This is a genomic window from Cyanobium sp. WAJ14-Wanaka (assembly GCF_024345375.1).
Lineage (GTDB): Bacteria > Cyanobacteriota > Cyanobacteriia > PCC-6307 > Cyanobiaceae > Cyanobium_A.
Map to the genome: position 1 here is coordinate 519,058 of NZ_JAGQAZ010000001.1, position 23,230 is coordinate 542,287.

At 57.5% G+C, this 23,230-nt stretch carries 21 protein-coding genes and 1 tRNA gene; 17 read left to right on the forward strand and 5 right to left on the reverse strand.

The window, feature by feature from the left end:
* On the forward strand, positions 1-828 hold the full coding sequence (locus KBY49_RS02980) for an ATP adenylyltransferase (RefSeq protein ID WP_254933274.1): 828 nt from the start codon (positions 1-3) through the stop codon (positions 826-828).
* 141 nt (positions 829-969) lie between these two features.
* On the forward strand, positions 970-1,659 hold the full coding sequence (locus tag KBY49_RS02985; protein ID WP_254933275.1) for a sigma-70 family RNA polymerase sigma factor: 690 nt from the start codon (positions 970-972) through the stop codon (positions 1,657-1,659).
* Here KBY49_RS02985 and KBY49_RS02990 read toward each other — a convergent pair.
* Complete coding sequence (locus KBY49_RS02990) at positions 1,607-1,798, reverse strand: sigma factor SigF (RefSeq protein WP_254933276.1); 192 nt, start codon at positions 1,796-1,798, stop codon at positions 1,607-1,609. The genes KBY49_RS02985 and KBY49_RS02990 overlap by 53 nt on opposite strands.
* A gap of 293 nt (positions 1,799-2,091) precedes the next feature.
* Between KBY49_RS02990 and KBY49_RS02995 the strand changes: the two genes are divergently transcribed.
* Positions 2,092-3,570 carry a DUF3370 family protein gene (locus KBY49_RS02995; protein WP_315857004.1) on the forward strand — a complete coding sequence of 493 codons (1,479 nt, stop codon included), beginning with the start codon at positions 2,092-2,094 and terminating at the stop codon, positions 3,568-3,570.
* A 476-nt stretch (positions 3,571-4,046) separates the two neighbouring features.
* Positions 4,047-4,619, forward strand: coding sequence for a DnaJ domain-containing protein (locus tag KBY49_RS03000; protein WP_254933277.1), 573 nt, complete (start codon positions 4,047-4,049; stop codon positions 4,617-4,619).
* Between the two features lie 853 nt (positions 4,620-5,472).
* Here KBY49_RS03000 and apcD read toward each other — a convergent pair.
* Positions 5,473-5,967 carry an allophycocyanin subunit alpha-B gene (gene apcD, locus KBY49_RS03005; protein ID WP_254933278.1) on the reverse strand — a complete coding sequence of 165 codons (495 nt, stop codon included), beginning with the start codon at positions 5,965-5,967 and terminating at the stop codon, positions 5,473-5,475.
* 123 nt (positions 5,968-6,090) lie between these two features.
* On the opposite strand from apcD, the gene rlmD reads away from it, so the two are divergent.
* A complete protein-coding gene (gene rlmD / locus KBY49_RS03010; RefSeq protein ID WP_254933279.1) occupies positions 6,091-7,446 on the forward strand; it encodes a 23S rRNA (uracil(1939)-C(5))-methyltransferase RlmD in 1,356 nt (451 codons plus the stop codon).
* 19 nt (positions 7,447-7,465) lie between these two features.
* Here the strand turns inward: rlmD and pheT are convergent, their stop codons facing one another.
* Entirely contained in the window at positions 7,466-9,904 is a 2,439-nt protein-coding gene (gene pheT, locus KBY49_RS03015) for a phenylalanine--tRNA ligase subunit beta (RefSeq protein WP_254933280.1), read from the reverse strand.
* 112 nt (positions 9,905-10,016) lie between these two features.
* On the opposite strand from pheT, the gene rpmG reads away from it, so the two are divergent.
* The 3 genes from rpmG (at position 10,017) to KBY49_RS03030 (ending at position 12,542) form a co-directional block, all read left to right on the forward strand.
* On the forward strand, positions 10,017-10,211 hold the full coding sequence (gene rpmG, locus KBY49_RS03020) for a 50S ribosomal protein L33 (protein ID WP_254933995.1): 195 nt from the start codon (positions 10,017-10,019) through the stop codon (positions 10,209-10,211).
* A 64-nt stretch (positions 10,212-10,275) separates the two neighbouring features.
* On the forward strand, positions 10,276-10,497 hold the full coding sequence (rpsR, locus tag KBY49_RS03025; protein ID WP_106501788.1) for a 30S ribosomal protein S18: 222 nt from the start codon (positions 10,276-10,278) through the stop codon (positions 10,495-10,497).
* A 146-nt stretch (positions 10,498-10,643) separates the two neighbouring features.
* Positions 10,644-12,542 (forward strand): ribonuclease catalytic domain-containing protein, encoded by a 1,899-nt coding sequence (locus tag KBY49_RS03030; protein WP_254933281.1) that lies wholly within the window; start codon positions 10,644-10,646, stop codon positions 12,540-12,542.
* A 21-nt stretch (positions 12,543-12,563) separates the two neighbouring features.
* Here the strand turns inward: KBY49_RS03030 and KBY49_RS03035 are convergent, their stop codons facing one another.
* On the reverse strand, positions 12,564-14,402 hold the full coding sequence (locus KBY49_RS03035; RefSeq protein WP_254933282.1) for an FAD-dependent oxidoreductase: 1,839 nt from the start codon (positions 14,400-14,402) through the stop codon (positions 12,564-12,566).
* A 104-nt stretch (positions 14,403-14,506) separates the two neighbouring features.
* Here KBY49_RS03035 and KBY49_RS03040 point away from each other — a divergent pair, with 104 nt between their 5' ends.
* Positions 14,507-16,102 carry a methionine--tRNA ligase gene (locus tag KBY49_RS03040; protein WP_254933283.1) on the forward strand — a complete coding sequence of 532 codons (1,596 nt, stop codon included), beginning with the start codon at positions 14,507-14,509 and terminating at the stop codon, positions 16,100-16,102.
* Positions 16,099-17,259: an LPS export ABC transporter periplasmic protein LptC gene (gene lptC / locus KBY49_RS03045; RefSeq protein ID WP_254933284.1), complete on the forward strand. Its 1,161-nt coding sequence runs from the start codon at positions 16,099-16,101 to the stop codon at positions 17,257-17,259. Before KBY49_RS03040 ends, lptC begins: the two co-directional genes overlap by 4 nt.
* On the opposite strand, the gene KBY49_RS03050 is transcribed toward lptC, so the two are convergent.
* Positions 17,228-17,860 carry a cofactor assembly of complex C subunit B gene (locus KBY49_RS03050; protein ID WP_254933285.1) on the reverse strand — a complete coding sequence of 211 codons (633 nt, stop codon included), beginning with the start codon at positions 17,858-17,860 and terminating at the stop codon, positions 17,228-17,230. The genes lptC and KBY49_RS03050 overlap by 32 nt on opposite strands.
* 73 nt (positions 17,861-17,933) lie before the next feature.
* Between KBY49_RS03050 and psb32 the strand changes: the two genes are divergently transcribed.
* The 7 genes from psb32 (at position 17,934) to KBY49_RS03085 (ending at position 23,210) form a co-directional block, all read left to right on the forward strand.
* Positions 17,934-18,611, forward strand: coding sequence for a photosystem II repair protein Psb32 (gene psb32 / locus KBY49_RS03055; protein ID WP_254933286.1), 678 nt, complete (start codon positions 17,934-17,936; stop codon positions 18,609-18,611).
* A 6-nt stretch (positions 18,612-18,617) separates the two neighbouring features.
* Positions 18,618-19,763: a proton extrusion protein PcxA gene (gene pxcA, locus KBY49_RS03060; RefSeq protein ID WP_254933287.1), complete on the forward strand. Its 1,146-nt coding sequence runs from the start codon at positions 18,618-18,620 to the stop codon at positions 19,761-19,763.
* A gap of 15 nt (positions 19,764-19,778) precedes the next feature.
* Positions 19,779-20,309: a bifunctional adenosylcobinamide kinase/adenosylcobinamide-phosphate guanylyltransferase gene (gene cobU, locus KBY49_RS03065; protein ID WP_254933288.1), complete on the forward strand. Its 531-nt coding sequence runs from the start codon at positions 19,779-19,781 to the stop codon at positions 20,307-20,309.
* A gap of 4 nt (positions 20,310-20,313) precedes the next feature.
* Positions 20,314-20,796 carry a tRNA (cytidine(34)-2'-O)-methyltransferase gene (locus KBY49_RS03070; protein WP_254933289.1) on the forward strand — a complete coding sequence of 161 codons (483 nt, stop codon included), beginning with the start codon at positions 20,314-20,316 and terminating at the stop codon, positions 20,794-20,796.
* A gap of 203 nt (positions 20,797-20,999) precedes the next feature.
* Complete coding sequence (locus tag KBY49_RS03075; RefSeq protein ID WP_254933290.1) at positions 21,000-21,962, forward strand: peptidoglycan DD-metalloendopeptidase family protein; 963 nt, start codon at positions 21,000-21,002, stop codon at positions 21,960-21,962.
* Positions 21,963-21,979: 17 nt separating this feature from the next.
* A tRNA-Met gene (locus KBY49_RS03080) sits at positions 21,980-22,053 on the forward strand.
* A 566-nt stretch (positions 22,054-22,619) separates the two neighbouring features.
* Positions 22,620-23,210: a peroxiredoxin gene (locus KBY49_RS03085; protein ID WP_254933291.1), complete on the forward strand. Its 591-nt coding sequence runs from the start codon at positions 22,620-22,622 to the stop codon at positions 23,208-23,210.
* Positions 23,211-23,230: the final 20 nt, after the last annotated feature.

Consider the following 23,230-nt stretch of genomic DNA (forward strand, 5'->3'; position numbering starts at 1 on the left):
GTGCGCGCAAATGTCCTCTGGCAACGGGCCTGTTCCCAATCGGAGCGATCGCTCAACAGCGGCGCCCTGGTACCCCTGGGTACCGAGGTAATTGACGGGCCCGGCTTTTTCCCATTTGTGCTGCGCAGGCTTACGGATCCCACTCCCAAGCACCTGAGCAGCGGAGGGCCGAAACCGAATCCCTTCCTCCCCTGGGAACAGGATTTGGAGGTGGCTCGCCTTGGCAGCTCCCATGGGCTGATCCTCAACAAGTACCCGGTGCAACAGGCCCACGTGTTGCTGATCAGCCAAGACTGGCAACCCCAATCCGGCTGGCTTACGACCCTCGACTGGCAGGCGGTGGCGCAGGTTGCAAGGGACACCGATGGGCTGTGGTTTTTTAACAGTGCCGCCAGGGCAGGCGCCAGTCAGCCCCACCGCCACCTGCAGCTGCTGCCCCGCCATGGGGGGGAACAATCCTGCCCCCTTGAGCCGGCCCTGCTCAGCCAACTCGCGGGCAGCTCCCCTTCCTGGCCCTGGAAATATGCCCTCAGCAGGCGTCAACCGGGGATAGATCACCGGGATCTGGAGGGTCATTACCTGGATCATGCAGCTCAATTGGGCCTGGGGGATCCCAGGTCTGACCTCCAGCCAAAGGCTTCCCACAACGTCCTGTTCTGCGACCACTGGTACCTAACAGTCGTCCGCAGTCAGGAGCACTGCGCCGGTTTCAGTGTCAATGCCCTCGGATATGCGGGCTACCTACTGGCCACCGAAAAATCAGATCTGGACTGGCTGGCTCTGCATGGGCCCCAGGCCCTGCTGGAGGCCGTTGCGCCTGGGTGGTGACTGGAACCGCGGGGTAAATAAAACTTCAGTGTTTTCACGGTTGTGCTGAAGGCGGTTGGGGCGGCTTGTTGGAAAAGGGAACGACAGGTAAACATTGTCGCTCCTTTTGAACACCAACTACTGCCAACGGACTGCTGACCAGTGACTACCCAATCCCAACAAAAACCATCGAAGGCCACCAGGGCACGTAATAAAAGAATCTGCCGATACATCGCCCTGGTAGAACCGATTGCCAGGTTCTATGCCAGCAACTCGCCTGAACCAATTGATGATCTCCGCCAGGTTGGATTAATGGGACTGCTGCGAGCATCCGAGCTCTATGAACCAAAACGAAAAATTGCCTTCGAAGCCTTTGCAAAACCCCACATTCGTGGAGCCATGCTCCACTATCTGCGGGATGGAGCCCCAGCCATTCGACTCCCCAGAACGATTGTCGAGCTGCGCCAAAGGGATCCATCGCGCCTCACAGCAAAGGAACAGCAACGCCTAGATGAAGTGGCAGGCATGCGAAAAACAATCTCACTCGACAGTCATCCAGGCATCAACCTGGAGGCCCTTGGGAGTGATGAGGACGGGCCTTTAAGGGAGGGAGAAATAGACACCCTAGGTCTGCTTAGCCAACTGGAGCCCAAGTTGGCGAGCGTGGTCAGTCAGGTGGTCCTGGCGGGATGGAGCTACAGACGCACTGCCGAAAAACTTGGAATCAGCCCGATGACGGTCCAACGCAGACTCAAATGTGGATTGGCCCTCCTCAAGAAGGGCCTCACCACTGGTTCGCTCAAGACAGGGTCGAACTGGAGTCCCGCTCCATTTGCCGTTTCAGGGTGCTGATCGAGGCATCGATGGCGGCCAATTGCCGCTCCAGGCCATCCCGCCAGAAGGTAAGCATCGTCAGCTTCCGACTCTGGTGACGACGCCAGCTGGTGGAGCCTTCGTCGCTGTTGCTGCAGCAGGCGAATGGGGGGAGCATGGGAAAATCAAACAATGCTGGACGGTTCTAGCGAGCTGAGGCCATGCTCCGAGGGTGGTGCAATCAAGCCAGCAATGGCCCCCAGGCACCATCCCCTAGCCCCATGGGCACTCGGATGTCGTGCTCTCAACCCGCGCTGCAATTGGCGAGATTTGGGCTCCAAACAAACGAACGGACTTAAAGCGAGACTCGTAAGGCGCATGGGTCTAGGTAGAACCTCCAGATTTCTGCTGCTGATCGGCCTATTTCTGCCTTTGATGCAGTTAGGCCCAGCGAATGCCTACGTGGCCCTAATGGCCGGTCAGAGGGCCCAGCCACTCAATGGCAGTTTCAACAAAGTACCGGTGTTGCACTCCAACCAACCCGAGGAGGTTGAAGGCCCCGGAATTCTGATTAGTACATCCCCGGGGTCTAGCTACGCGGCCGAGGGTGGTGCAGCATTAACCAATTCGGCATACACTTTTAATGGGGAGTTTGGGATTCACCTTCATCACAAGTATTTCCCTTCAGAGAACAAGCGTTTTAGCGGTGATCGCAGAAGTGAACTGACGCTAGGAATGATATTAATAAACCCAGGGTATGAACCCGTTCATATACGTTTTCAATCGGGGGCTGTTCGCAATAGCTTCGAGGCGCCCTACTTGGCAAATAATCTCATGGGAGTTAAGCCCCTAGGGATACGGCCCTGGAACACAGGGCCTGGGGATGCAACCGCAACTCAGATGCTTCGCGGAAAGTTAGATTCTAATCTCTCAGAAGAAATTACAATCCCAGGGCGCTCACGAATCGTCCTATTCAAGACTGAACTACCCTCCCTGGGAATTGCCAATGCCCTGCTCAAAGGCAGGAGTGATGGGCCCTTCCAAATGGCGGTTGTTGCTGCCAAGAATCCCGGCAGCGACTATGACATAGTTGCCGTACTGGATGAGGGAATGCTGGCTCCTGGCAGGGTATATCTCAATAGGGTTAATGACATAAAAAATAAATTGGTATTTTCCAGAGTTGGAGGAGTGGCGATTGGCGATCTCTATCAAGCCTCTTTAAGTCATAATCTTGAAACTCAGGGTCCATTGCATGTGCCATTTACTAGTACAGACAGAACTAATTTTGGAACAAAAGAGATTCAAGTTAACCAGTTAGCATCAAGAATGATCGATTCATCCCTGAATAATGTTGGCACCTATGGGGTAAGATTTGAAGTTACGCTAAATCTAACGGGTAGCGGACCCTATGAACTGGTCCTGAGCCATCCTGTCGTCTATGGCAAATCCAAGCCAATTGTTGCTTTCCGGGGTTCCATTCAAATTGAGACCGATGAAGGCGATGAAGATATACATGTTGGCCTAAAGTCTGGCGAGAGTCTTCCACTTAAATCCCTTTATCTCAGGGCGAACCAGGTTAACCGAATCAAGGTGGTAATGGTTTACCCAGCTGACGCCACGCCTGGACACCTATTGAGTGTGGTTCCAGCCTCACAACTTGCCACTTTTCAGGAACAGGAAAAGCAGGCTGCAATTGCTAGAGCTACCGAAACAAATAACGTGAGGAAAATGATTATTCCGCCTGATCTGCAGCCACCTGCTAGTGCTGAATTTGGGACCTTTATTATGCGGCTGCCGGTCATTGATGCCCCCCTGACTCCCCCTCCGATGCTGCGGAGTGATCAAATCCCCTATCAAGTACCGGGAGGTCTTAACCAATCCCTTATTGATAGTTACCAGGAATCGATAGAATTTCAACAACGTCTAATAAAAAGCCCACTAGATCGTTAACAATGGATCGTAAACGATTTAGCCTGGAACTAAGCGAGGGCTTACTCGCAAGAATTGATCAATTCAAAAGCGAGTGGGGCCTGCGAAGCCGGGGCGCAATTGTTGAACGTCTCCTGCTGGAAATACTGCCTAATGAGGAGCAAGATCCTGGCCCCACTGGCTTTAGCTACCCGGCTAATGGCTTAAATCAGGGTGCAAACACCCTTGATGAACAAACATCCCTTGGCCTGGAAGATATTGAATCCTCGGCATTTGATGAGGGTGGCTCACTCGTGCTGGTTGCCCATTCATCTGGTGCCCTTTCCCTTGACCTGGGTGATGGTGTTTCTAATCAACTACCAAATGGTAATTCAGACGTAAATTTCAATACTTCAAGGATTGACCTGCCTGGTTTTGTTCGAAAACAATCTGCCCAGATAAAACGCAGTCTTTATTCAAGGGATCAATCTCCAGCCCATGCCCCCGAACCGATGCCCATGGGTAGTGGTGAAACCATTGAACGGGCCCTTGACAAGGCAAGAAATCACTGGCTGGAGCTCTATGGGCACGAGGCCAATGAAGCCGTGATTGAGGCCGCCATGACCTGGTTGGCCAAGGATGTTTGGCCCCAATCAGATCAGAGCGAAGGTCGAATCTTTACCTGGAGCCTGGCATCAGTTGTGATTGAGTCTCTTGCGACTGGCTGGCTGCAGGGCCCTCCCAACTTTGAACGGATCATGGTGATGGCTGGCGTTCTGGAGGATCCCTTCAGCACCTCAACACTGGAGATACGTCTTCCAACCTTGATTCGTAGATTTGTGAACCGCTTTCGAAAACGAAGGCAGGGCACATCTTTCCAGACCCTGGAGCACACCATGACGCTTCACGGTGCCTTGAAATTACTGAATCTGCCAACTGCCCCTGGCCATCGGCTCACCCTCTCGGAAATACGCGAGGGATACCGGGAACTGGCCTTAAAAACCCATCCTGATTCAGGCGGAAGCGAGGAAGGCATGCGGAAGGTGAACGAGGCATACCAGCTGCTTAAGGAGCTTTACCGCAAGGAGTAAGCGAGCTTGCCTGTCTTTCCTGAGACCCTCTTAGGGATTCAGATTGGACCAAGGCAAGTCTCACGAGAGAGCCCCAGGGCTTCTCGCTTTTCATCAATGGCTGGGCTCCGTAGGTGCGGCCGCGGAGTGGGGCGACGGCATTGGTCCCAAGGCCCAGAAGGCTGAAAGTGGGTCTCGGTTACCCAGGTTAAGACTAATAAGTAGTCCGAGGCTGGTCTTAGACTGCTCTCGTGAGATCAGGATTAATCGGCGATTTCATTTGCACGGCCCTGTACTCGTTAAGCCTGCTTTTCGGCCCCTTCGTCATCAGTTTCGCCAGGCTGCGAAAGCAGATCATTGTCCAACCAGCTGTCCAAAGCGAATGGGTGCGAAATATGGGCGGCTATTGCCCAGTAAAATCGATCTTGACCCATATTTTTCAGGGGATTTTCAATGCCGCGTCACTGTGGATAATGCAGGTACGCAAGTAATCAGTGGTTTTCCTGCTATTTCGCCTGCGGGAGTCATCCATGGGCCCAGGAAATCGATGTCGGATTCAGGAGTTTTCTTGTTATCTTTTGTCTTATCCAAGACAAGAGTTAAGACCTAAAATAAGACCAGATCTGGATTTGGTAGAAACATTGCGAATGGTTGCAGCAGGCGGTCTGCGCGAAATTTGCATTTCTGGGTCACGTTCGATTCACGACGGACAGCGCCACATTCGATCGGCGCCACATTCGACCGGTGCTGCAACAGCAGGACCCATGCGACGCAATTTGCTACTCATTCGTCTTGGGTAAGATTCGGAACGTGTCCAATAAAAAGCCCCGGCTGAGACTCGCTCGACTGGGGCTTTTGGGGTTGAGCGGTGTTCCTAGGTGGGGGTCTGCATTCCCTGGATTAGGTAGTCGAAATATGGCGAGGCCAACGCAGCCTCCTCGGTGCCCAATAGGGCTAGGGCTGCTTCCTTCATGGTGCGCATTGCTTCCACCATGCCTGCCATGGGCACGCCCAGGCTGTTGTACATCTCCCGTGCCCCGACAAGGCCAATCTGCTGAATCATCTCCGTACTTCCCGCCAGCACCCCGTAGGTCACAAGCCTTAGGTACCAGCTGTAATCCCTGAGGCACTGGGCTCTCTGCTTTTGGCCAAAGGCATTGCCGCCAGGAGCCACGTAGTCGGGCTTGCGGGTGAAGAGTTGCTTGGCTGCTTCGTCAACGATTTTCTTTTCGTACTCAGTGAGAACCCTCACCACAGCCAGGCGTCTAGCCCCGCCGCTGAGAAAGTCGACCATCGAGCGCAGTTCTCCGCCACTCGGATAACGCAGCTGGTCATCGGCCTGGAGGATCAGATCCCGAACGACACTCATTGCACCGGCCACACTTGATCACGACTCTATCGACCCTGCCCCAGGAATCACGGATGGATTGGCAAGGTGTAACGCAGCTTTTCAACGCCTAGGGTCAGGTCCTGACCTGAGAATTTGCCCGAAGTGGAAAACCCTGTGGTTGGCAGCCGTGCAACCGTTCAAATCACCGGGCTTTCCCACGATGGCCAGGGAGTGGCCCGCATTGGTGATCAGGTCCTGTTTGTTGCTGACGCCCTCCAGGGCGAATCGGTTGAAGTTCAGCTAACCCACAAGGCAAAGCGCCATTGGCTTGCCCGTCTTCTCACGGTGAATGGGCCTTCGCCCGATCGACAGAAACCACCCTGCATACTGGCCGCCGACTGCGGCGGATGCGCAATGCAGCACCTCAGTGATGGGGGGCAGGTTGCCTGGAAGCACCAGAAGGTGGTTGATGCCATGCAGCGAATTGCCCACATCGACGAGCCGGTTCTACCACTGCTTAGCAGTGACAATTCGATGGCCTATCGCAATAGGGCGATCATTCCCCTCGAGCGTCAGGAGGATGGTCGACTTCGTGCCGGCTATTACCGTCGCGGTACCCATCGCATCGTCAACATGAATCAATGCCCGGTGCTGGATCCGCGCATTGATTGCCTCATTGCCCCTTTAAAGCACGACCTCGAAACCAGCGACTGGCCCGTCGACTGTGATCTCATTGGAGAGGGTGGTTTGCGGCATTTGGCCCTTAGGGTTGGCATCAACACAGGCGAGGTACTTCTCACCCTCGTTTCAAGCCACGATGACCTGGATGGATTAGCTATTCAGGCTGCCCACTGGATGGCCCGTTGGCCCGAATTGGTTGGTGTTTGCCTCAACCTTCAGCCAAAGGCCACCAATACCCTGATGGGTCCTGAAACCAGGGTCATAGCAGGGCGCAGCTGGCTTCGTGAGCAGTTTTTTGGACTGGAATTGCGCATTGCTGCCGATACATTTTTCCAGGTCAATACTCCCCAGGCCGAAAGAATTGTCCCCCTACTACTCCAGGCCATAGACCCATTGCCCTTGGGGGTAATGGTCGATGCCTACTGTGGTATTGGCACCTATAGCTTGCCTATTGCCGCTGCAGGCTGGACAGTCCATGGCATCGAATTAAGCGCCGAAGCCGTGGCCCAGGCCAAGGTAAATGCGGTTGAAAATGATGTGGCAGATAGGGCCACCTATGAGGCTGGAATTGTTAGTCGCTGCCTACCTGAACATCTTGTGCACTGTGATGTGCTTTTCCTTGACCCTCCCCGCAAAGGTCTGGATGGCTATGTACTGGCGGCTATCTTGGATAATTCTCCCCAAAGCCTGATCTACCTCAGCTGTGATCCGGCAACCCTGGCCAGGGATCTGGCCTCCCTGGTTAAGGAAAACTACCTGTTGGAGTCTATCCAACCGATTGATTTCTTCCCCCAGACCAGCCATGTTGAGACGTTGGCCATTCTTAGGCGGCGTTAGGGGGAAATTAATTTTCTGACTAGCAACGGAGCTGGGCTCCATGCTTTTCGAGGGCCTTGAGCACAGCCGCCTGGGTGTTTTCCACTTCCTCCTCGGTGAGCGTTCTCTCCGGGTTTCTGTAACGGAGGCGGAAGGCCTGGCTACAAAGCCCATCACCCACCTGGGCCCCTTCATATCTATCAATCAATTCAACATTTTCTAACAGCGGTTTGCCTGCCTTACGAATAACGCTTATCAGTTCACTAGACAGGCTGGTTTTCGGCAAGACAACAGCTAAATCCCTCTCGGAAGCAGGCACCGTGGCAAAGCTCTGGAAGCCCGGTTGCCAGCGATTTTTCCTGGTGGCAGCAGTCAATAATGTTGATAAATCCAGTTCAAATAGATAGGTGTCATCGGGTAAATCCCCCTCCTCGGCCTGGTGCGGATGGAGCTGGCCAAACCATCCCGCGGGTCTGCCTTCAACCATCAACTCTGCCGCCCTGCCCGGATGGAGCAGTTCATTGCTAGCCAGGGGTTTGTCCTCGCAGGGAATAGCCAGGGTTGTCAGGGCTTGACCCAGCACGCCACGGGCCTGGGAGTAGGTCTTTTGGGCGATCTTGCCGTTGGTGCTCCAGCATTCGGATCTTCTAGAGCCAGCCATGAGGCCAACCAGCAGGGTTCGCTGGCCGCGCTTGTCGTCGGCATGGAATACCTGGCCAATTTCGAATGCCCAAAAACTGACCTGGCCGCTTTGCAGGTTGCGGCGGGCCGCTGCCAGCAGCTCCGGATGAATTGAATCGCGCAGGCAGCCGTAGTCAGCAAGAAGGGGGTTGGCAAGGGGTATGCGGCCCTCCGCGGGGGGCACCAGGGAGAAGCTGCAGGCTTCCTGTAAACCAGCGGCTGTTAGGGCCCGCCGCAGCCGGCGCTCTGCCTGCTGCAGGGAATTGAGTCCACCGGGCTCGATCGGATCGGGAAGGTGGCAGGCGAACTGGTCGTAGCCCACCAGACGGGCAACCTCCTCGATTAAATCGACTTCCCGAACCAGGTCCATCGAGCGGGATGGGGGCACGGCCACAAGCCATCCGTCATCCCCATCGTTTTGCAGTGAGCAGCCAAGGGCTGAGAGCGTCTGCTCAACACGGGCGTCGGGCAGATCAAGGCTCTCCCCATCCACCACCACCGGCCCCAGGAGGTTGTGGAGGGCATCTCGCCGCAGTATCAGGGGCTCTGGATCGGCCATGGGCCGCCGGTGCAGCCACCTCCCCTCGGGCTTGGCGCCGCAGATTTCCTGCATTAACTCCACCGCCCGATCGGCGGCAGCGATGGTGGTTTCGAGGGGCAATCCCTTTTCAAAACGACTGCTGGCCTCGGTTCTGAGGCCGACGCTGCGGGCCGATTGGCGTACTTGCTGGGGATCAAACATCGCCGCCTCAAGCCAAATGCTTGTGGTGGTTTCGGTAACGGCCTCGGCCAGGCCACCCATTACCCCTGCAAGGGCGATGGGCCTATTGCCATAGGTCACCACCAGGGCCTGCTCCTCGAGGGCGCGGTCTTCCCCATCGAGGCTGGTGAAGGGCTCGTTCGCTTGGGCACGCCTTAGGCCCAAGCTTCCAGGCTCGGCAGTGTCACCACTGATGGAGGCAAGGCTTGCCCTGTCGAAGGCATGGAGGGGTTGGCCCGTTTCCAGCATCACCAGGTTGGTGACATCGACCACGTTGTTGATGGGGCGAATGCCGGCCTTTTCAAGCCTTTGCTGGATCCAGGCAGGTGATGGGGCAACAGTGATTGCCCCTAGGGCAGTAATGCTGAATAGGCCACCCGTTTCGATAGCGCTCAGGTCGGCGCTGGAGCAGCCAAGGGGTTGGGAAACCAGCTCGTTTTTGGACTGGGGGATTTCGGTCTTGCCACCAATTAGGGCAGCCACCTCCCGGGCAATGCCCGCCATCGAGAGCCCATCCGGCCGGTTGGCTGTGATCGCCAACTCGAGCACCTGATCGTCGAGACCCAGCAGGGGGCCAACGGCTGAGCCAAGGGGGGGAAGCTGCTCGCAAATCTGATCGAGAATCGCGATGCCATCTGAGGCTCCCAGCCCCAGTTCGGTCAGCGAGCAGATCATGCCGCTGCTGGCCACTCCCCGAAGCTCTGCTGGCTTGATTTTTAGATCTACTGCCGGAAGGGTGGCACCCACGAGCGCCACAGCTACATGGATGCCTAATCGCACATTTGTGGCACCGCAGACGATTTGGAGCAGCTCTTCGGCGCCCACATCCACCTGGCAGACGCTGAGTTTGTCGGCGTTTGGGTGGGGTTCTCGACCCGTTACAAAACCAAGCACCACCCCCTCTGCCTGGGCAGCTAGGTCGCTGATGGACTCCACCTCAAAACCGGCCATGGAGAGGCGCTCCGCCAGGGCTGCGGGTGCAAAGGCCTCTTCCGGGCCCGACACCAGCTCCCTCAACCATTGGAGCGATACCCGCATCTGCCGTGCCTTAGACGACTCCAAATCCTAGGGATTGGCAGGGAGGGGTACGGGCTGGGAGGTAAGGTGTTTGCTTGTTATTTCGCATCGCACAAGCGGCGCAACGTCCTTCATGGCTAAAAACAAGGGCGTCCGGATCGTGATCACTCTCGAGTGCACCGAATGCCGGTCCAACCCCGCCAAGCGGTCTCCTGGTGTCTCTAGGTACACCACGGAAAAGAACCGCCGGAACACCACTGAACGGCTTGAGCTCAACAAGTTCTGCCCGCACTGCAATAAGTCGACGGTCCACAAGGAGATCAAGTGATCGCCCAGGCATCACCGACAGGCCTTGACCACCCCTTTCTGCATACCCCCATATCCGTTCAGCCATGAGTAGTTCCTTCTTCAAAAAGCGCCTTTCACCGATCAAGCCCGGTGATCCGATCGACTACAAGGACGTCGATCTCCTCAAAAAATTCATCACCGAGCGCGGCAAGATCCTTCCCCGTCGTCTCACGGGCCTGACTGCGAAACAGCAAAGGGACCTCACCAACTCTGTGAAGCGGGCCCGAATCGTTGCCTTGCTTCCCTTCGTTAACCCAGAGGGCTAGGTCTAGCCCTGGCCACTTCGCAAGGGTCACCCGGTAATGGGATTGCTAGCCAGATAGGTGCTGGTGATCTAGTTGGCGTTCGGGATTTCAAGGGAGAGCAGCTGGCTGTTGTCCGATCCGTTGCTGGATCAAAGGCAAGGCTCGCCTTGGGAACCGATGGCCGCGACCAGCAGTTGCCCCTCAAGCAGTTGCAGCGGTTGGGGGCTTTCCCCGCAGAGTGCAACCTCAGCCAATGGATTGGCCAGCCAGGAGATTCATGCCCTTCCAGTAGGGACTGTGCTTCGGCCTGGCTTCTCCTCCAGGGCAGCGATGAGCCATTGCCCTTTCGGGAGTGGGCCGAGCTGGTTAGTGGCCAGGATTCCCTTGAATCAGCTGCGGCCTGTTGGCGGTGGCTGATTGGTAACCAGCTTTTTTTCCGCTCCCGCGCAAGCCATGTGGAGCCCATCCCCCTCGAGGAGATCCGCCACCTGCGCCTGCAGCGCCGGCGCCAGGTCCTACGGGAGAAGGCTCTACTGGATTGGCACCTGCAGCTTGCAGCCCGTAAAACAGTTGAGCAGGCTTGCCTTGATTCGGGTGCTTTGGCTGATCTGGCCCTGCTCCACCAGTGGGCAGCTGGAGTTGGGGAGCCTGAGTTGCCCGCACCCCTGAAGCAGGGCCTGAAGGCCGCCCACTGCCCCCTTGATAGCGGTGCCATTCGCCACCTGCTAGTCGACCTGGGTTCTTGGAATCCCCACCAATTGCCTTCCCTCCAGGGCAGTGTCTGGGAGTTGGGTTTTAGCCCTGAGCTCCAGCAGGAGGCAAGCCGAATACTCGAGCAAGCTCACCTCGTTCAGCCCGGTGATGCTGAGCGCCTCGATCTCACTGGTCTGCGCAGCTTCACCATCGATGACGAATCAACCCGCGACATCGACGATGGCCTTTCCCTGGAGACTGGCAAAAACGGCTCTCTAAAGCTCTGGATCCATGTTGCCGATCCGGGCCGGCTGATCGCGCCGGGCTCTCCCCTCGATCTGGAGGCGAGAAGGCGGGGCAGCAGCCTTTATTTGGCACAGGGGAACCTGCCAATGTTCCCCCTGGAGCTCTCAACAGGTCCGTTCAGCCTGAGGTGCGGGCAGCGCAGCGCGGCCTGGAGCCTGGCGGTGGAATTGGCGGAGGATGGCGCTATTGGGGCCTTTGAATTACACCGTAGCTGGGTTAAACCCACCTATCGGCTCACCTATGAAGATGCCGATGAGCTAATTGAGTTGGCCCCACCCCAGGAGCAGGAGCTACTGCTTATCCACGGGCTGCTGCTGAAGCGCAGGCAATGGCGTCTTAACCAGGGAGCCCTATTGCTCGACCAGCCGGAGGGGCGTATCCGCGAGCAGGAGGGCCTGCCGGTGTTGGAGATCACTGAACCGGGAGCATCCCGATCGATGGTTGCCGAGGCGATGATTCTCGCCGGCGCCGCCGTGGCCGAATGGGGTAGGGAGAAAGGTTTGGCGATGCCCTATCGAAGCCAGCTCCCTGCTGAGTTGCCCCCTGACCATGAGCTGGACATGTTGCCGCCAGGCCCCGTTCGCCATGCAGCCATAAAGCGTTGCCTGAGCAGGGGCCTAACAGGCACCGAAGCGGCTGCCCACTTCAGCCTTGGCTTGCCGGCCTATGTGCAGGCCACTTCCCCGATCAGACGCTACGGCGATTTAGTTGTGCAGAGGCAATTAGGGGCCCAGCTGGGGGGGGCTGAACCCCTGGCTGCCGAGGAGATGGAACTGCTTTTGAAAGAGTTGGATGGTGCCGTGCGCCAGGGCATATCGATCGCCCGGGAGGATCACCGCCACTGGCAACAGGTTTGGTTTGATGCCCACAGCAAGGAGCAATGGCAGGGGGTCTTTTTACGTTGGCTGCGGCCCCAGGATGGCCTTGGCCTGGTCCACGTGGAGGACTTAGCCATGGACCTGGCTGCCCTATGCCCCCAGGGCTGTGACCCTGGGGATGGGGTTTCTCTCAAGGTATCTCTCGTGGACCCGCTGCGGGATCAACTACGTCTAGAGGCCCGGCGCTGATTTTCTGGGAACCACGCTTGCCTAGGTCCCAAGGCGGGATGCCCTGAGCCAGGGCCCGTAGGGGTTGAGACAGCCGACCAGGTTTGCTGAGGTTGGCCGATCAAGACCATTGAGCCAATCGTGCAATTCGGGCTCAAGAGTTATTAGGGGATACCTGGCTTTGCCTCCAGCTCCGCCTTCGCCACCGCTGGCATCGCAATCAAACACAAAGCCACCCGAGCCATCGGCCGTTATCACCCCCTGCCAGGCGGATTCACCAGGCTCGCTTGGAACTGGGAAGTAGCTGGTTTGGAGGCGACCATCTTCCCCCAGCAACTCAGGGGCCTCCAGCACCTGGCGCTGCCTTTCTCGCCACTGGGGGTGGTGCCAAGGGGTATCCCAGAGGGGAACGACCGCCGCAGGGGCCGTGGGGTCGTTGATCAAAATCTCCTGTAATTCCCGCACCGGCAGTTGGGCTGGAGGAATGCCCTTGGCCACAGCAAGGGCGGCTGCCGCACCGCTGGCCTGGCCGATGTTGAGAATCAGGGGCTGGAGCCTGGTGGCTCCGTTGGCCATGTGGCTGGAGCTGAAGCACTTATCGGCCGCCATCAGATTGTCGAATTCGGAGCTCAGCAAAGCCCCGTAGGGGATCGTGAATGGGGTGCCGCTCCAGCGCCCTCCCCAGCGGCAACTTTTCGGCGCCAAGGGAAAGTCGCCACCTGGGTAGTGGTGGTCGTTGGCGTAGTTGCCAACGGCGATGGAGGTCACGGTTCCATCGGCACCAAGGGGCATGGGGGCGATGAAGCATCCAGCCCTGGGCGGCAATAGGTGCTGCTCGAGCACGCAGGTTTGGCCCACCAACCGCCTTCCCTCTCTCCAATAGGGCATCAGGGCCAGGGCAGAGGGCCCCTGCAGGGCTTCGGCAGCGGGGCCCTGCCCATCTGCGGGGAAGCAGTTGGCGAGTTGCAGCCAACCAGCTGAAGCCTCCTTCAGGGCATCTGCAAAGGCGAGGCTGTGGGCCCGCATCTGCCCATAGATCTCAGCACGCTGGGCTGGATCGGATTCGAACAGATCACCAAGTTGGTGGTGCCAATCATTTCCTGCCAGGGGCCAATTCAGCATTACCAGGCCCCCGGGCAGGCGGCCATAGGTAATCGTGCGCTCCAGGCCGAAATTTTCTGAAGCGGAATCGAACGGGGCAGGTAGCTGGGGCTTGGGGTTTAGCCCCGAAGAAGGCTCTTCCTTGGCCAATTGGCCCATCACCACCCAGGTTGGCGATTGAACGGGCTGCTCCTTGAAGAAAGGATCTGTGGCCAGGGCCTGGGCGCTGGGGGCACTGGGTTCATCCCAGAGTTCCTTTGCCTCCCAGCCCAGCCGGTATGGGGCCTGGGCGAGTGGCCAGACATCGCCCTGATCACTGCCATCGATCAGAACATCGAGGGCTATGTCGATGCCCAGGCCATCGCGCACGATTTCAACAGCCCTTATCCGGTTTCCCTGGGAGCGCACCGAGCGCAGCTCCACCTGGGGCCACCATTGCAACAGCGCCTCCGCCCCACACCAGCGGCGCAGGATTGCCTCGGCGGTGGCGGGCCGGTAGCCAAAGCAGCTGACCCAGTTTTGATCCAGGCCCTCGGGTTCGTTGTGGGCTAGGGCCCGTAAAAATGCACCCCAAAGGCCTGTCTGCCAGGGTGTTAGCTCGTTGCCATCGGGGGCGCAAACCCCTGCAGCACTGACCATGCCGCCCAGCCAGGGCCCCGGGGTGAGCAGCAAGGTGCGGGCCCCTCCCCTGGCTGCCTGCAATGCCGCAGCTACTCCGCCGGTGCCCCCGCCCCAGACCACCACCTGGGCCGACTCCTGGTTGCTATTGGACGGGGCCATCGTCTCTGGGGTTTGCATCCAAGATTGGCAGGAGGAGGCTCGGTAGGATCCGGCCCCGGCACAGGGTCGCTCCGGCGGCGCAGCGAGCCCCCCTTATCCGCCGAATGTCTTTCACACTCACCACACCCCTTTATTACGTCAACGACAGGGCCCATCTGGGCAGTGCCTACACAACCCTCGCCTGTGATGCGATCGCCCGTTATCAGCGGCTAAAGGGAGAAGACGTGACCTTCATCACCGGCTGTGATGAACATGGCCAGAAAATTCAACGCACTGCTGAGGCCGCTGGCCTAACCCCCAAGGCCCATTGCGATCTGGTTAGTTCGGGCTACCGCGACCTATGGGAACGCTGGCAGATCAGCAACGACCGCTTTGTCAGAACTACAGATCAAGTTCACCGCAGTGTTGTTGAGCAGTTTTTTGCAAGGGTTGAGGCCAATGGAGATGTGATTGAAGGGCGCCAGCAGGGCTGGTATTGCGTCGCCTGCGAAGAATTCAAGGACGATCCAGCTGAGGCGCCAGAGCCCAACTGCACCATCCATCAAAAGCCCCTGGAGTGGCGCGATGAGCTGAACCTGTTCTTTCGCCTCTCCCGCTATCAGCAACAGATCGAAGAGTTGGTTGCCAAGCCAGGTTTCATTGCTCCCGCCAGTCGCCGCAAGGAGATTCAAAATTTTGTAGCCCAGGGTCTAAGGGATTTCTCCATTTCCCGGGTAAATCTTCCCTGGGGAATTCCGGTGCCAGGCCACGGGGGGCACACCTTCTATGTCTGGTTTGATGCCTTGCTGGGCTATCTCACGGCCCTATCTGCTCCAGGAGAAACCCCCTGCCTCGAGCAGGTAATCGACCACGGTTGGCCAGCCCAATTGCACGTGATCGGTAAGGACATCCTCCGTTTTCATGCTGTCTACTGGCCGGCGATGCTCCTATCGGCCGGATTGCTAATTCCCGAAAAGGTTTTCGGCCACGGTTTTCTGACTAGGGAGGGTCAGAAGATGGGCAAATCCCTGGGCAACGTGCTCGACCCTGAGGTATTGCTTGAGCGTTGCGGTCGCGATGCCCTGAGGTGGTATCTCCTGCGGGATATCCCCTTCGGAGATGACGGCGATTTCCAGCAACAGCGCCTCACCGACCTGGTCAACAACGACCTGGCCAACACCATTGGCAATTTGCTAAACCGCACCACTTCGATGGCCAGACGCTGGTTTGCAGATGGGGTGCCGCCGGCAGTAACCGCCCGCCAGGAAAACCATCCCTTGGCCATCTCGGCCCTGGCAGCGGGTGTCACGGTTGGAGCTGCCCTGGACGATTTGGATTTTCGTCGGGCGGCCGAGGCAATTCTGCAGTTGGCCACTGCAGCCAATGGATACCTGAATGAGCAGGCCCCTTGGAAATTGATGAAGCAGCCCGGCCAAGAGGCTCAAGTTGGTGACGATCTCTATGCGGTGCTGGAGGCCACCCGCTGGGTTGCGGTGCTCTTGGCCCCACTGCTGCCTGAGATGTCAGAGCGCATGCTCCTCCAACTGGGCCAATCGCCCTTTGGGAGTGGCCCGGTTAGCTCCGCCGCTGCTGGCCCCATTGCTAGCAAAGGCTCTCCTGCCTGGATTGCAGCCCAACGATGGGGGTTGCTGCAGCCCCAGCTGACCTTGGTGGAACCCCAACCGGTGATGCAGAGGCTGGAGCTGGAAGGGCCCCTATGAGCAGCTCCCACACCTCCTTAGCAACCACATGCCTGGCCGCTGGCCTGTTCCTTAGTGGTTGCCAATTTGGTTCCACCCCGGAAACCCCAGCCCAACCCTTCTTTTTCCGGGCCCTAAAGCTTGAACAACGAGACAGGCTCGGCCAGCCGAGCTGGGCCCTTCAGAGCCCGGAGGCCCGCTACGACCTGGGCCGGCGAGTGGCCCAGGCGAGGGATCTTCAGGGCCAGCTCTTTAACCGCGGCCAGCTGCGTTATCGCCTCAATGCCACGGCAGGCACCGTGCTGAACGATGGCGAGATTGTGCAGCTGGAGGGCCAAATCAAGCTTGAGTCCTATGGCAATAACCCCTTCACTATTAGGGCCCGAAGGGGCCGTTGGTTTCCCAACCGCAACCTCCTCGAGCTCGACTACAGACCAATTGCCACCCAGCGCAATCTCCAGCTAACTGCCAATCGCCTGCGCTTCCTAATTGACCAGGACAAGCTGGAGCTTCGGGGCAGGCCCGAACTGCAACGCAGTGGCGAAAATGCCTTGAAGCTGGAGGTTCGCTCGGCTGATTGGTTTGCGGCAAAGGGAGACTTGATGGCCCTGGGACCGGTGGTGGGAGTTCGTTCCCTGGCCAATAAAAAGGAGCAGCGGCTCACATCTCCTTCCCTAACTGGCAACAGCATTGCCCAGAAGCTCCTGTTGGCAGCTCCGGTGCGCCTGGTAGATACGGAGAAGGGGGCCGTACTAAACGCCTTGGAAACCACCGTTGATGTGGGTCAGGAGCTGATTGTCAGTGCGCTTCCTTTCAACGGCAGCATGAAGCAGGCCCGAATCAGTGGCGGCGGTTTCCAGCTGCATTCCCGCACCCAGACCGCCATAGTCACCAGTGCTTGCTTCCTGCAGCAACCCACCGATTCCATAGGGGCTAACCGCTGCTTCTGGAATTGGCAGACCAACCAGGTCAAGGCGAGGGGCGACGTAACCCTCAAGCGCCAGGCCAATCAGCAGCTCACAAGGGCCAAACAAATCGATGGTCGCCTTGGTGACGATGGCCTGGTGGTTTTCACCAGCCCGGGGGGACGGGTCAATACCCAATTGAGGCTGCCGGCGAAATCAAAATCCCCTGCTCCCTCCCCTGCTAGGCAACAAAAGCCTCCAATTGAGCTTTGAGCTTTTCACTCCAGCCCTCAATCCACAGCAGGTCGCTTTGGCCAAAACAGCGGGGCGACCAGCCACCCAGCAGCAGCAAACCCTCCTGACCGATGGGTTGGACAACCACTGCGGGCAATCCGGGGAGAAAGTCGTCGAACTCAGCCCGTCCTGGGTAGAGCTTTAGGTCCACCAGGGAAATGGCCCTGCCTGTGGCCATGGCCCGCTCACAAATGCTGCCTGGAATAAAGGTTTGATCAATGGCGAGCCCCCGCCGCAGTAGGGGTTCACCACGCCACAGCAGCAGTAGACAGGCCGCAGCAGAGGTGGTGAGCAACATTTGGCTACCCCAGGCCAATTCGAGCCTCAGCTGGTCGGGCAGCTCGGGCTTGATCTCCAACACCTGGTCGCCACCCAGTTCAAATTTGGCCGCAGCTTCAGGGATTGCCCTTGTCCATAGCCCAGAAACCACCAGCAGGGAAACGGCCAGCAAGCTGGCGAGAACCCCCGCCCGCTCGAGGGGCGGCTCAAGGCTGGGCGCCAGAAATTGGTTGGTAACCGCAAGAGCAAGGCCAACCAAACCAACCCCGAGACAGACCTTGGCGGGAGTTGGCAGGCTCATGGAAAGGACTTAGGGGAGACAGGGAGACCGGTAGGCGGCAAACTAGAACCACGAATGGCCTGCCGTGCTGCCTGTGTTCCGTTCTCTCCGTCCCTGGCTAGCCCCGCTGCTGGGATTGCTTGTGGGAATTCTCCTTTTGCCCACCCCTTCCCTTGCCGTGTCGGTGTCGTCCCTGCCAGCGGTGGTGCCCGAGGAGAGGGTGATCGACACGGCCGATGTGCTTAGCCGTGCCGGCCGGGCAGATGTGTCGGATGCCCTGAGGGCATTTAACGAAGAGCATGTGGATGCCCACCTGATCACTGTTAAGCGCCTGGATTACGGGCTCAGTTTGGACAAGCTCGCCAATCAGCTACTGCAGACCTGGCTCCAGGCAGGTGCCGAGGACAACCAACTTCTATTTTTGATTGAAACCCAAACCAACACCGCTGCAGTTGTTGAGTCTCCTGGCCTTGAGGGTCAGCTGAACAGTGGTCTCCTAACCAGTACCGCCCGTACCACCTTTGGTCAACCGATCCGTGAGGGTGGTCGATACAGGCAGGGCAGCCTTGATGGCATTGGCAGACTTTTGACTGTTCTGCAGGGTTCCGAGGATCCGGGTGAACCAGCGATAGCTGACATAAACGAGGTTCAAGTTACAAACATACCCTCAAAGGAGGAGACCTCCGAAAGCAATGCTTTCACCTGGATCATTGTGTTGTTGGTGGCAGGAACAATCGTGCCAATGCTTACTTGGTGGTTTTTTTCTCGCTAACCACCCATGGGACTTACTGATTGGACAGGTGCATTTGGACGGGCCCAGACCAGCGACCTCAGCCATAATCTGGAACGGGGCTATGAAGCTGCGCTTCTAATTCAAAGCATTGAATTGGAGCATTACAACGATCGGGCTGTGCGCCCTGAGTTGGAACTCTCGATCCCTAAGGCATCCCAGGCCCAATTGCTGCGGCGCTTTCGCACAGCCCTGGACCTTTGCCGTCAGGCCCTCGTAACCATCGAGCCTTTCCGTCAGGAGTTCGCAGGCCAGGAGCTGCGTCAACTCCAACTGATTGAGGCGGTAGTCAGCAGGTACGACAACCAGTCACGCAGCCTGCCGACCATTAGCCGCTCACCCCAGGTATTGCCCCGCAGCCTAATTGGGGTGATGGATCAGGTGAGAAGGCAGTTGGATCCGGAAGCTGAAGCGAATGTGGTTGCAGGCTTCAGGCGCAGGCGTGACTCCACACTTGTCTCCCTGAGGATATTATTACTGCTGATCCTAGTGCCAGTTTTGATTCAGCAAATTAGTCGTACATATATTATATCGCCAATTGTTGATCAGTTTGCCCCTTCCGCACCAATCCTTAGCTATCCCAAGCCCCACCTTGAGGAGAGGGCTGTCCGTAAATTGCGCGATTTCCAGGGGGAACTGGAGTTTGAGGCTCTCCTATCCGGAAACCCGCTCCCTACCCGAGAGCAGATGCAACATGAACTTACGAAGCGGGCTGCCGAGCTTCAGCAGGAAGCCAGTCAGGAGAGCACCCATGCAATCAAGAATGTGTTATCTGATGTGGGCGCCCTAGTTGGATTTATTCTGGTATGTGTTTTCGGGCAGAAGGATATTCAAGTCCTAAGGGGTTTTATAGACGAATTGGTCTATGGCTTAAGCGATAGTGCCAAGGCTTTCGCAATAATCTTGTTTACCGATATCTTTGTTGGATTCCACAGTCCGGAGGGTTGGACCGTTTTGCTTGATGGTGTCGCCCACCATCTGGGACTGCCTGCTGAAGAGAACTTCATCATGCTTTTCATCGCCACATTCCCGGTTGTCTTGGCCACAATTTTCAAATACTGGATCTTCCGCTATCTCAACCGTGTATCCCCATCCTCTGTGGCAACCCTCAGAAATATGAATGGAGGGGGCTAGGGGTTGGCTCTGACCATGGTCCTAGGCCCTGCCCGCAGTGGCAAAAGCCTGTGGGCCGAGCATCTAGCCAGGCAGACAGGTCTTCCTATTACCTACGTTGCGACAGGCCTCCAACCCACATCCGCCGATCCGAAATGGCAGGAGCGGGTGGATATTCACCGCAGCAGGCGGCCAGCCCATTGGCAGGTGCAAGAAGTGGGATTTGAATTGAGTAAAGCCCTTCTAGCCCTTCCGCCCCAGATCTGTGCACTGGTTGATTCCCTAGGTAGTTGGGTTGCCTGGGGCCTTGAATTAGACGATGGATCCTGGCTCAGCCATTGCCAGGAGCTCCTGAACGCCGTTTCCGATTCCCGGGCGGAGCTGGTTTTGGTCAGTGAACAGACGGGCTGGGGGGTGGTGCCCCCTACTGCCATCGGTGGCCTGTTCCGAGATCGCCTGGGCGGGCTGGAGCAGCAGCTTGTTGAGCGCGCTCAGCAATCCTGGTTGGTGGTAGCTGGGCGGGCGCTGGACCTAGATGCCCACACATTTGTAGTGCCCAGGAGCTGAGCCCATGCCCCAGGTTGTCCTGTTTCAACCCCAGATCCCCCCCAATACCGGCAATGTGGCCCGCACCTGTGCGGCCACAGGCACCGAACTACACCTGGTGGAGCCCCTTGGCTTTGCCATTGATGATCGCCAGCTGAAGCGGGCAGGTCTTGATTACTGGCCCCTGGTGTCGCTGCAAAGCCATGCCAGCTGGGGAGATCTAAATTCAGTGCGCCAGAACCGCGGCGGCCGGCTTGTGGCCCTCAGCAGCCATTCAACCGATGTCTACAGCGATTTTTGCTTCGAGCCAGATGATTGGCTTCTGTTTGGAAGGGAGACAGAGGGACTGCCTGCGGAGTTGATCGGGCAGGCCGATTGCTGCCTCACCATCCCCATGGCCCAGTCAAGGGCCGTGCAGGCAGGCGGGGTGCGCAGTCTGAACCTCTCTGTGGCGGTAGGGGTCGTGCTGTTTGAGGCCATACGCCAACTTGGGAACAGATCGGCCTAAATCCTGTGCCTGAAAGGCTTTGTGGCCATTTTTGAGCCCAATCACAACTGCTTGTTCTTGCGAAATATGGTTCATTGGATTACCGTTCCGCCAACTCAGGGCGTTTGGCTTCTCTTTGAGTCTTGTCCATTGGGGAAATTTGTATGAAGCCTTGGCGAAGTTGTCTATCAGTTTTGATTCCAGTCTCCGTGGCCATGCCGGCCATGGTTGGAGCCCTGACCCCTCCCGCTTCACCCAAAGCCTCCGTTGAGGTTCTGTTGGCGGCCCTACCCGCTGCCAGTGCTGACAAGGTCTGGGTCAAGGTGACCCAGCCCCTAGGTATCGAAGACCTGTCGCTCCGTCTGCGACTCAGTGCCAGCAAACTGGCCGAGCTCAACGAAGTTCTTCCTGACCATCGCTTCAATCCTGGTGATTGGCTGGTCGTTCCCGCAAAGCAATCTGCCCAGATCCGACGCCTAATATCCGTTGATGCCTCCGAGCTGCGTCGCACGCCCCCCCTTGCCGAACTCCCTCCCGTTGAAGAGGGTCCTGTAGTTCGCCTTGGCGACAACCTAAAAAAAATTGCCATTCGCTACGGCGTAACGCTCCAGCAACTTCTGCAGCTCAACCCAAGCCTTGATGCTGCAAAGCTTGTGGTGGGCAGCGAAATTAAGATTGCCCAGGCCTACCCTGGCCGGCCCCGGCTGATCCTGGGCCTCCAGCCGACCGGCAGTGGTGGCATCAGCTGGCCTGAGCTGCCCACCTTTGGAAATTCTGATCGCCCCTTCGGGGCAGAGAGCTCCGAAACTGGGTGGGCATGGCCAACCAAGGGCATGTTCAGCTCCGGCTACGGCTGGCGTTGGGGGCGGATCCACAAGGGAATTGACATCTCAAACAACGTAGGCACTGCGATCGTCGCTGCCAAAGCCGGAACAGTTGTGTTTGCGGGTTGGGATGACGGTGGTTACGGTTACAAGGTGCTTCTTCGTCACGAAGATGGCAGTGCTTCCCTCTACGCGCACAACAGCCGCATCTCGGTTCGGGTTGGCCAGAGTGTGGAGCAGGGCGCCCTTATCTCCTATATGGGCAGTACTGGGCGAAGTACTGGACCGCACCTGCATTTTGAAATCCATCCCCCAGGCAGAGGCGCGATGAACCCGCTCCAATTCCTGCCACCTCGCGCCTGATAGAATCGAACTTCAGCGGCTCGGTAGCTCAGCTGGTTAGAGCGTGGGATTCATAACCCCAAGGTCGGGAGTTCAAGTCTCCCCCGAGCCATTTAAATGTTTGATCGAAATCCGGTGTTTTGGTTGATTTTAAGTACATAGACTTGATCTTGGGCTTCTATTTCTCCTGCAGCCTTAGTTCAGCGCATCTCAACTGAACCTAGCCTTGAGAGAAAGTTGGTGGATCCACCATCGGCATCATCGGCCTGTGGATCGGTTGCATGAATTACGGGAAGCTCCTGCTGGGGAACTGAAGCAGGGGCACTACGCCTTGAACGTCCGTAACCACCCGAGCGCCCTTCGATGGCTCGAATCAGGGACTTGCTCCGATTAACCTCCCCAACGCTTTGGCCCTCCTTTGGGCGCACCAGCGGGTTGCCCTTTAATTCGGAGCGGAGCTGGCTAAGCAGCCGGAAGTGCCCAGTTGTGTTGTATTTCCGGAGCACCGAAGGATCCCAACCCATGGCCGTGCCACTGCTACAACATCAGGCTATCGCGTCACCGTTTTCCTATTGTGATAAATTGTGTAGGGATTAATCGGTAGTCAGTCCGACTTCGGCTTGGCTGATTCGACCGGCTCCCAGTTTTCCAAAATCCATCCAACCCACGCGTACGAGCATGTCCCGACTGGTCGGTTTGCAAGCCCCTGACTTCACCGCAACGGCAGTGGTGGACCAGGAATTCAAGGAAATTAAGCTTTCCCAATACCGCGGTAAATACGTGGTGTTGTTCTTCTACCCCCTTGACTTCACCTTCGTCTGTCCTACGGAGATCACGGCCTTCTCTGACCGTTATGCCGATTTCAGCAGCCGCAATACGGAGGTTCTGGGGGTATCCGTTGACAGCCAGTTCAGCCACCTCGCCTGGGTGCAGACCGAGCGCAAAAATGGCGGCTTGGGAGACATTGCCTACCCACTAGTGGCCGACCTCAAGAAGGAGATCGCCAGTGCCTACAGCGTTCTCGACGAGGATGCCGGTATCGCCCTGCGGGGTTTGTTCATCATTGATCCCGATGGTGTGATCATGCACAGCACCATCAACAATCTTCCCGTTGGTCGCAGTGTTGATGAAACCCTCCGGGTGCTGCAGGCATTCCAGTACGTGCAGTCCCATCCCGATGAGGTTTGCCCCGCTAACTGGCAACCTGGCGAAAAGACCATGAATCCTGATCCAGTTAAGAGCAAGGATTTCTTCTCAGCCGTTAACTGATAGGCCAGCGCCAGGGGAGG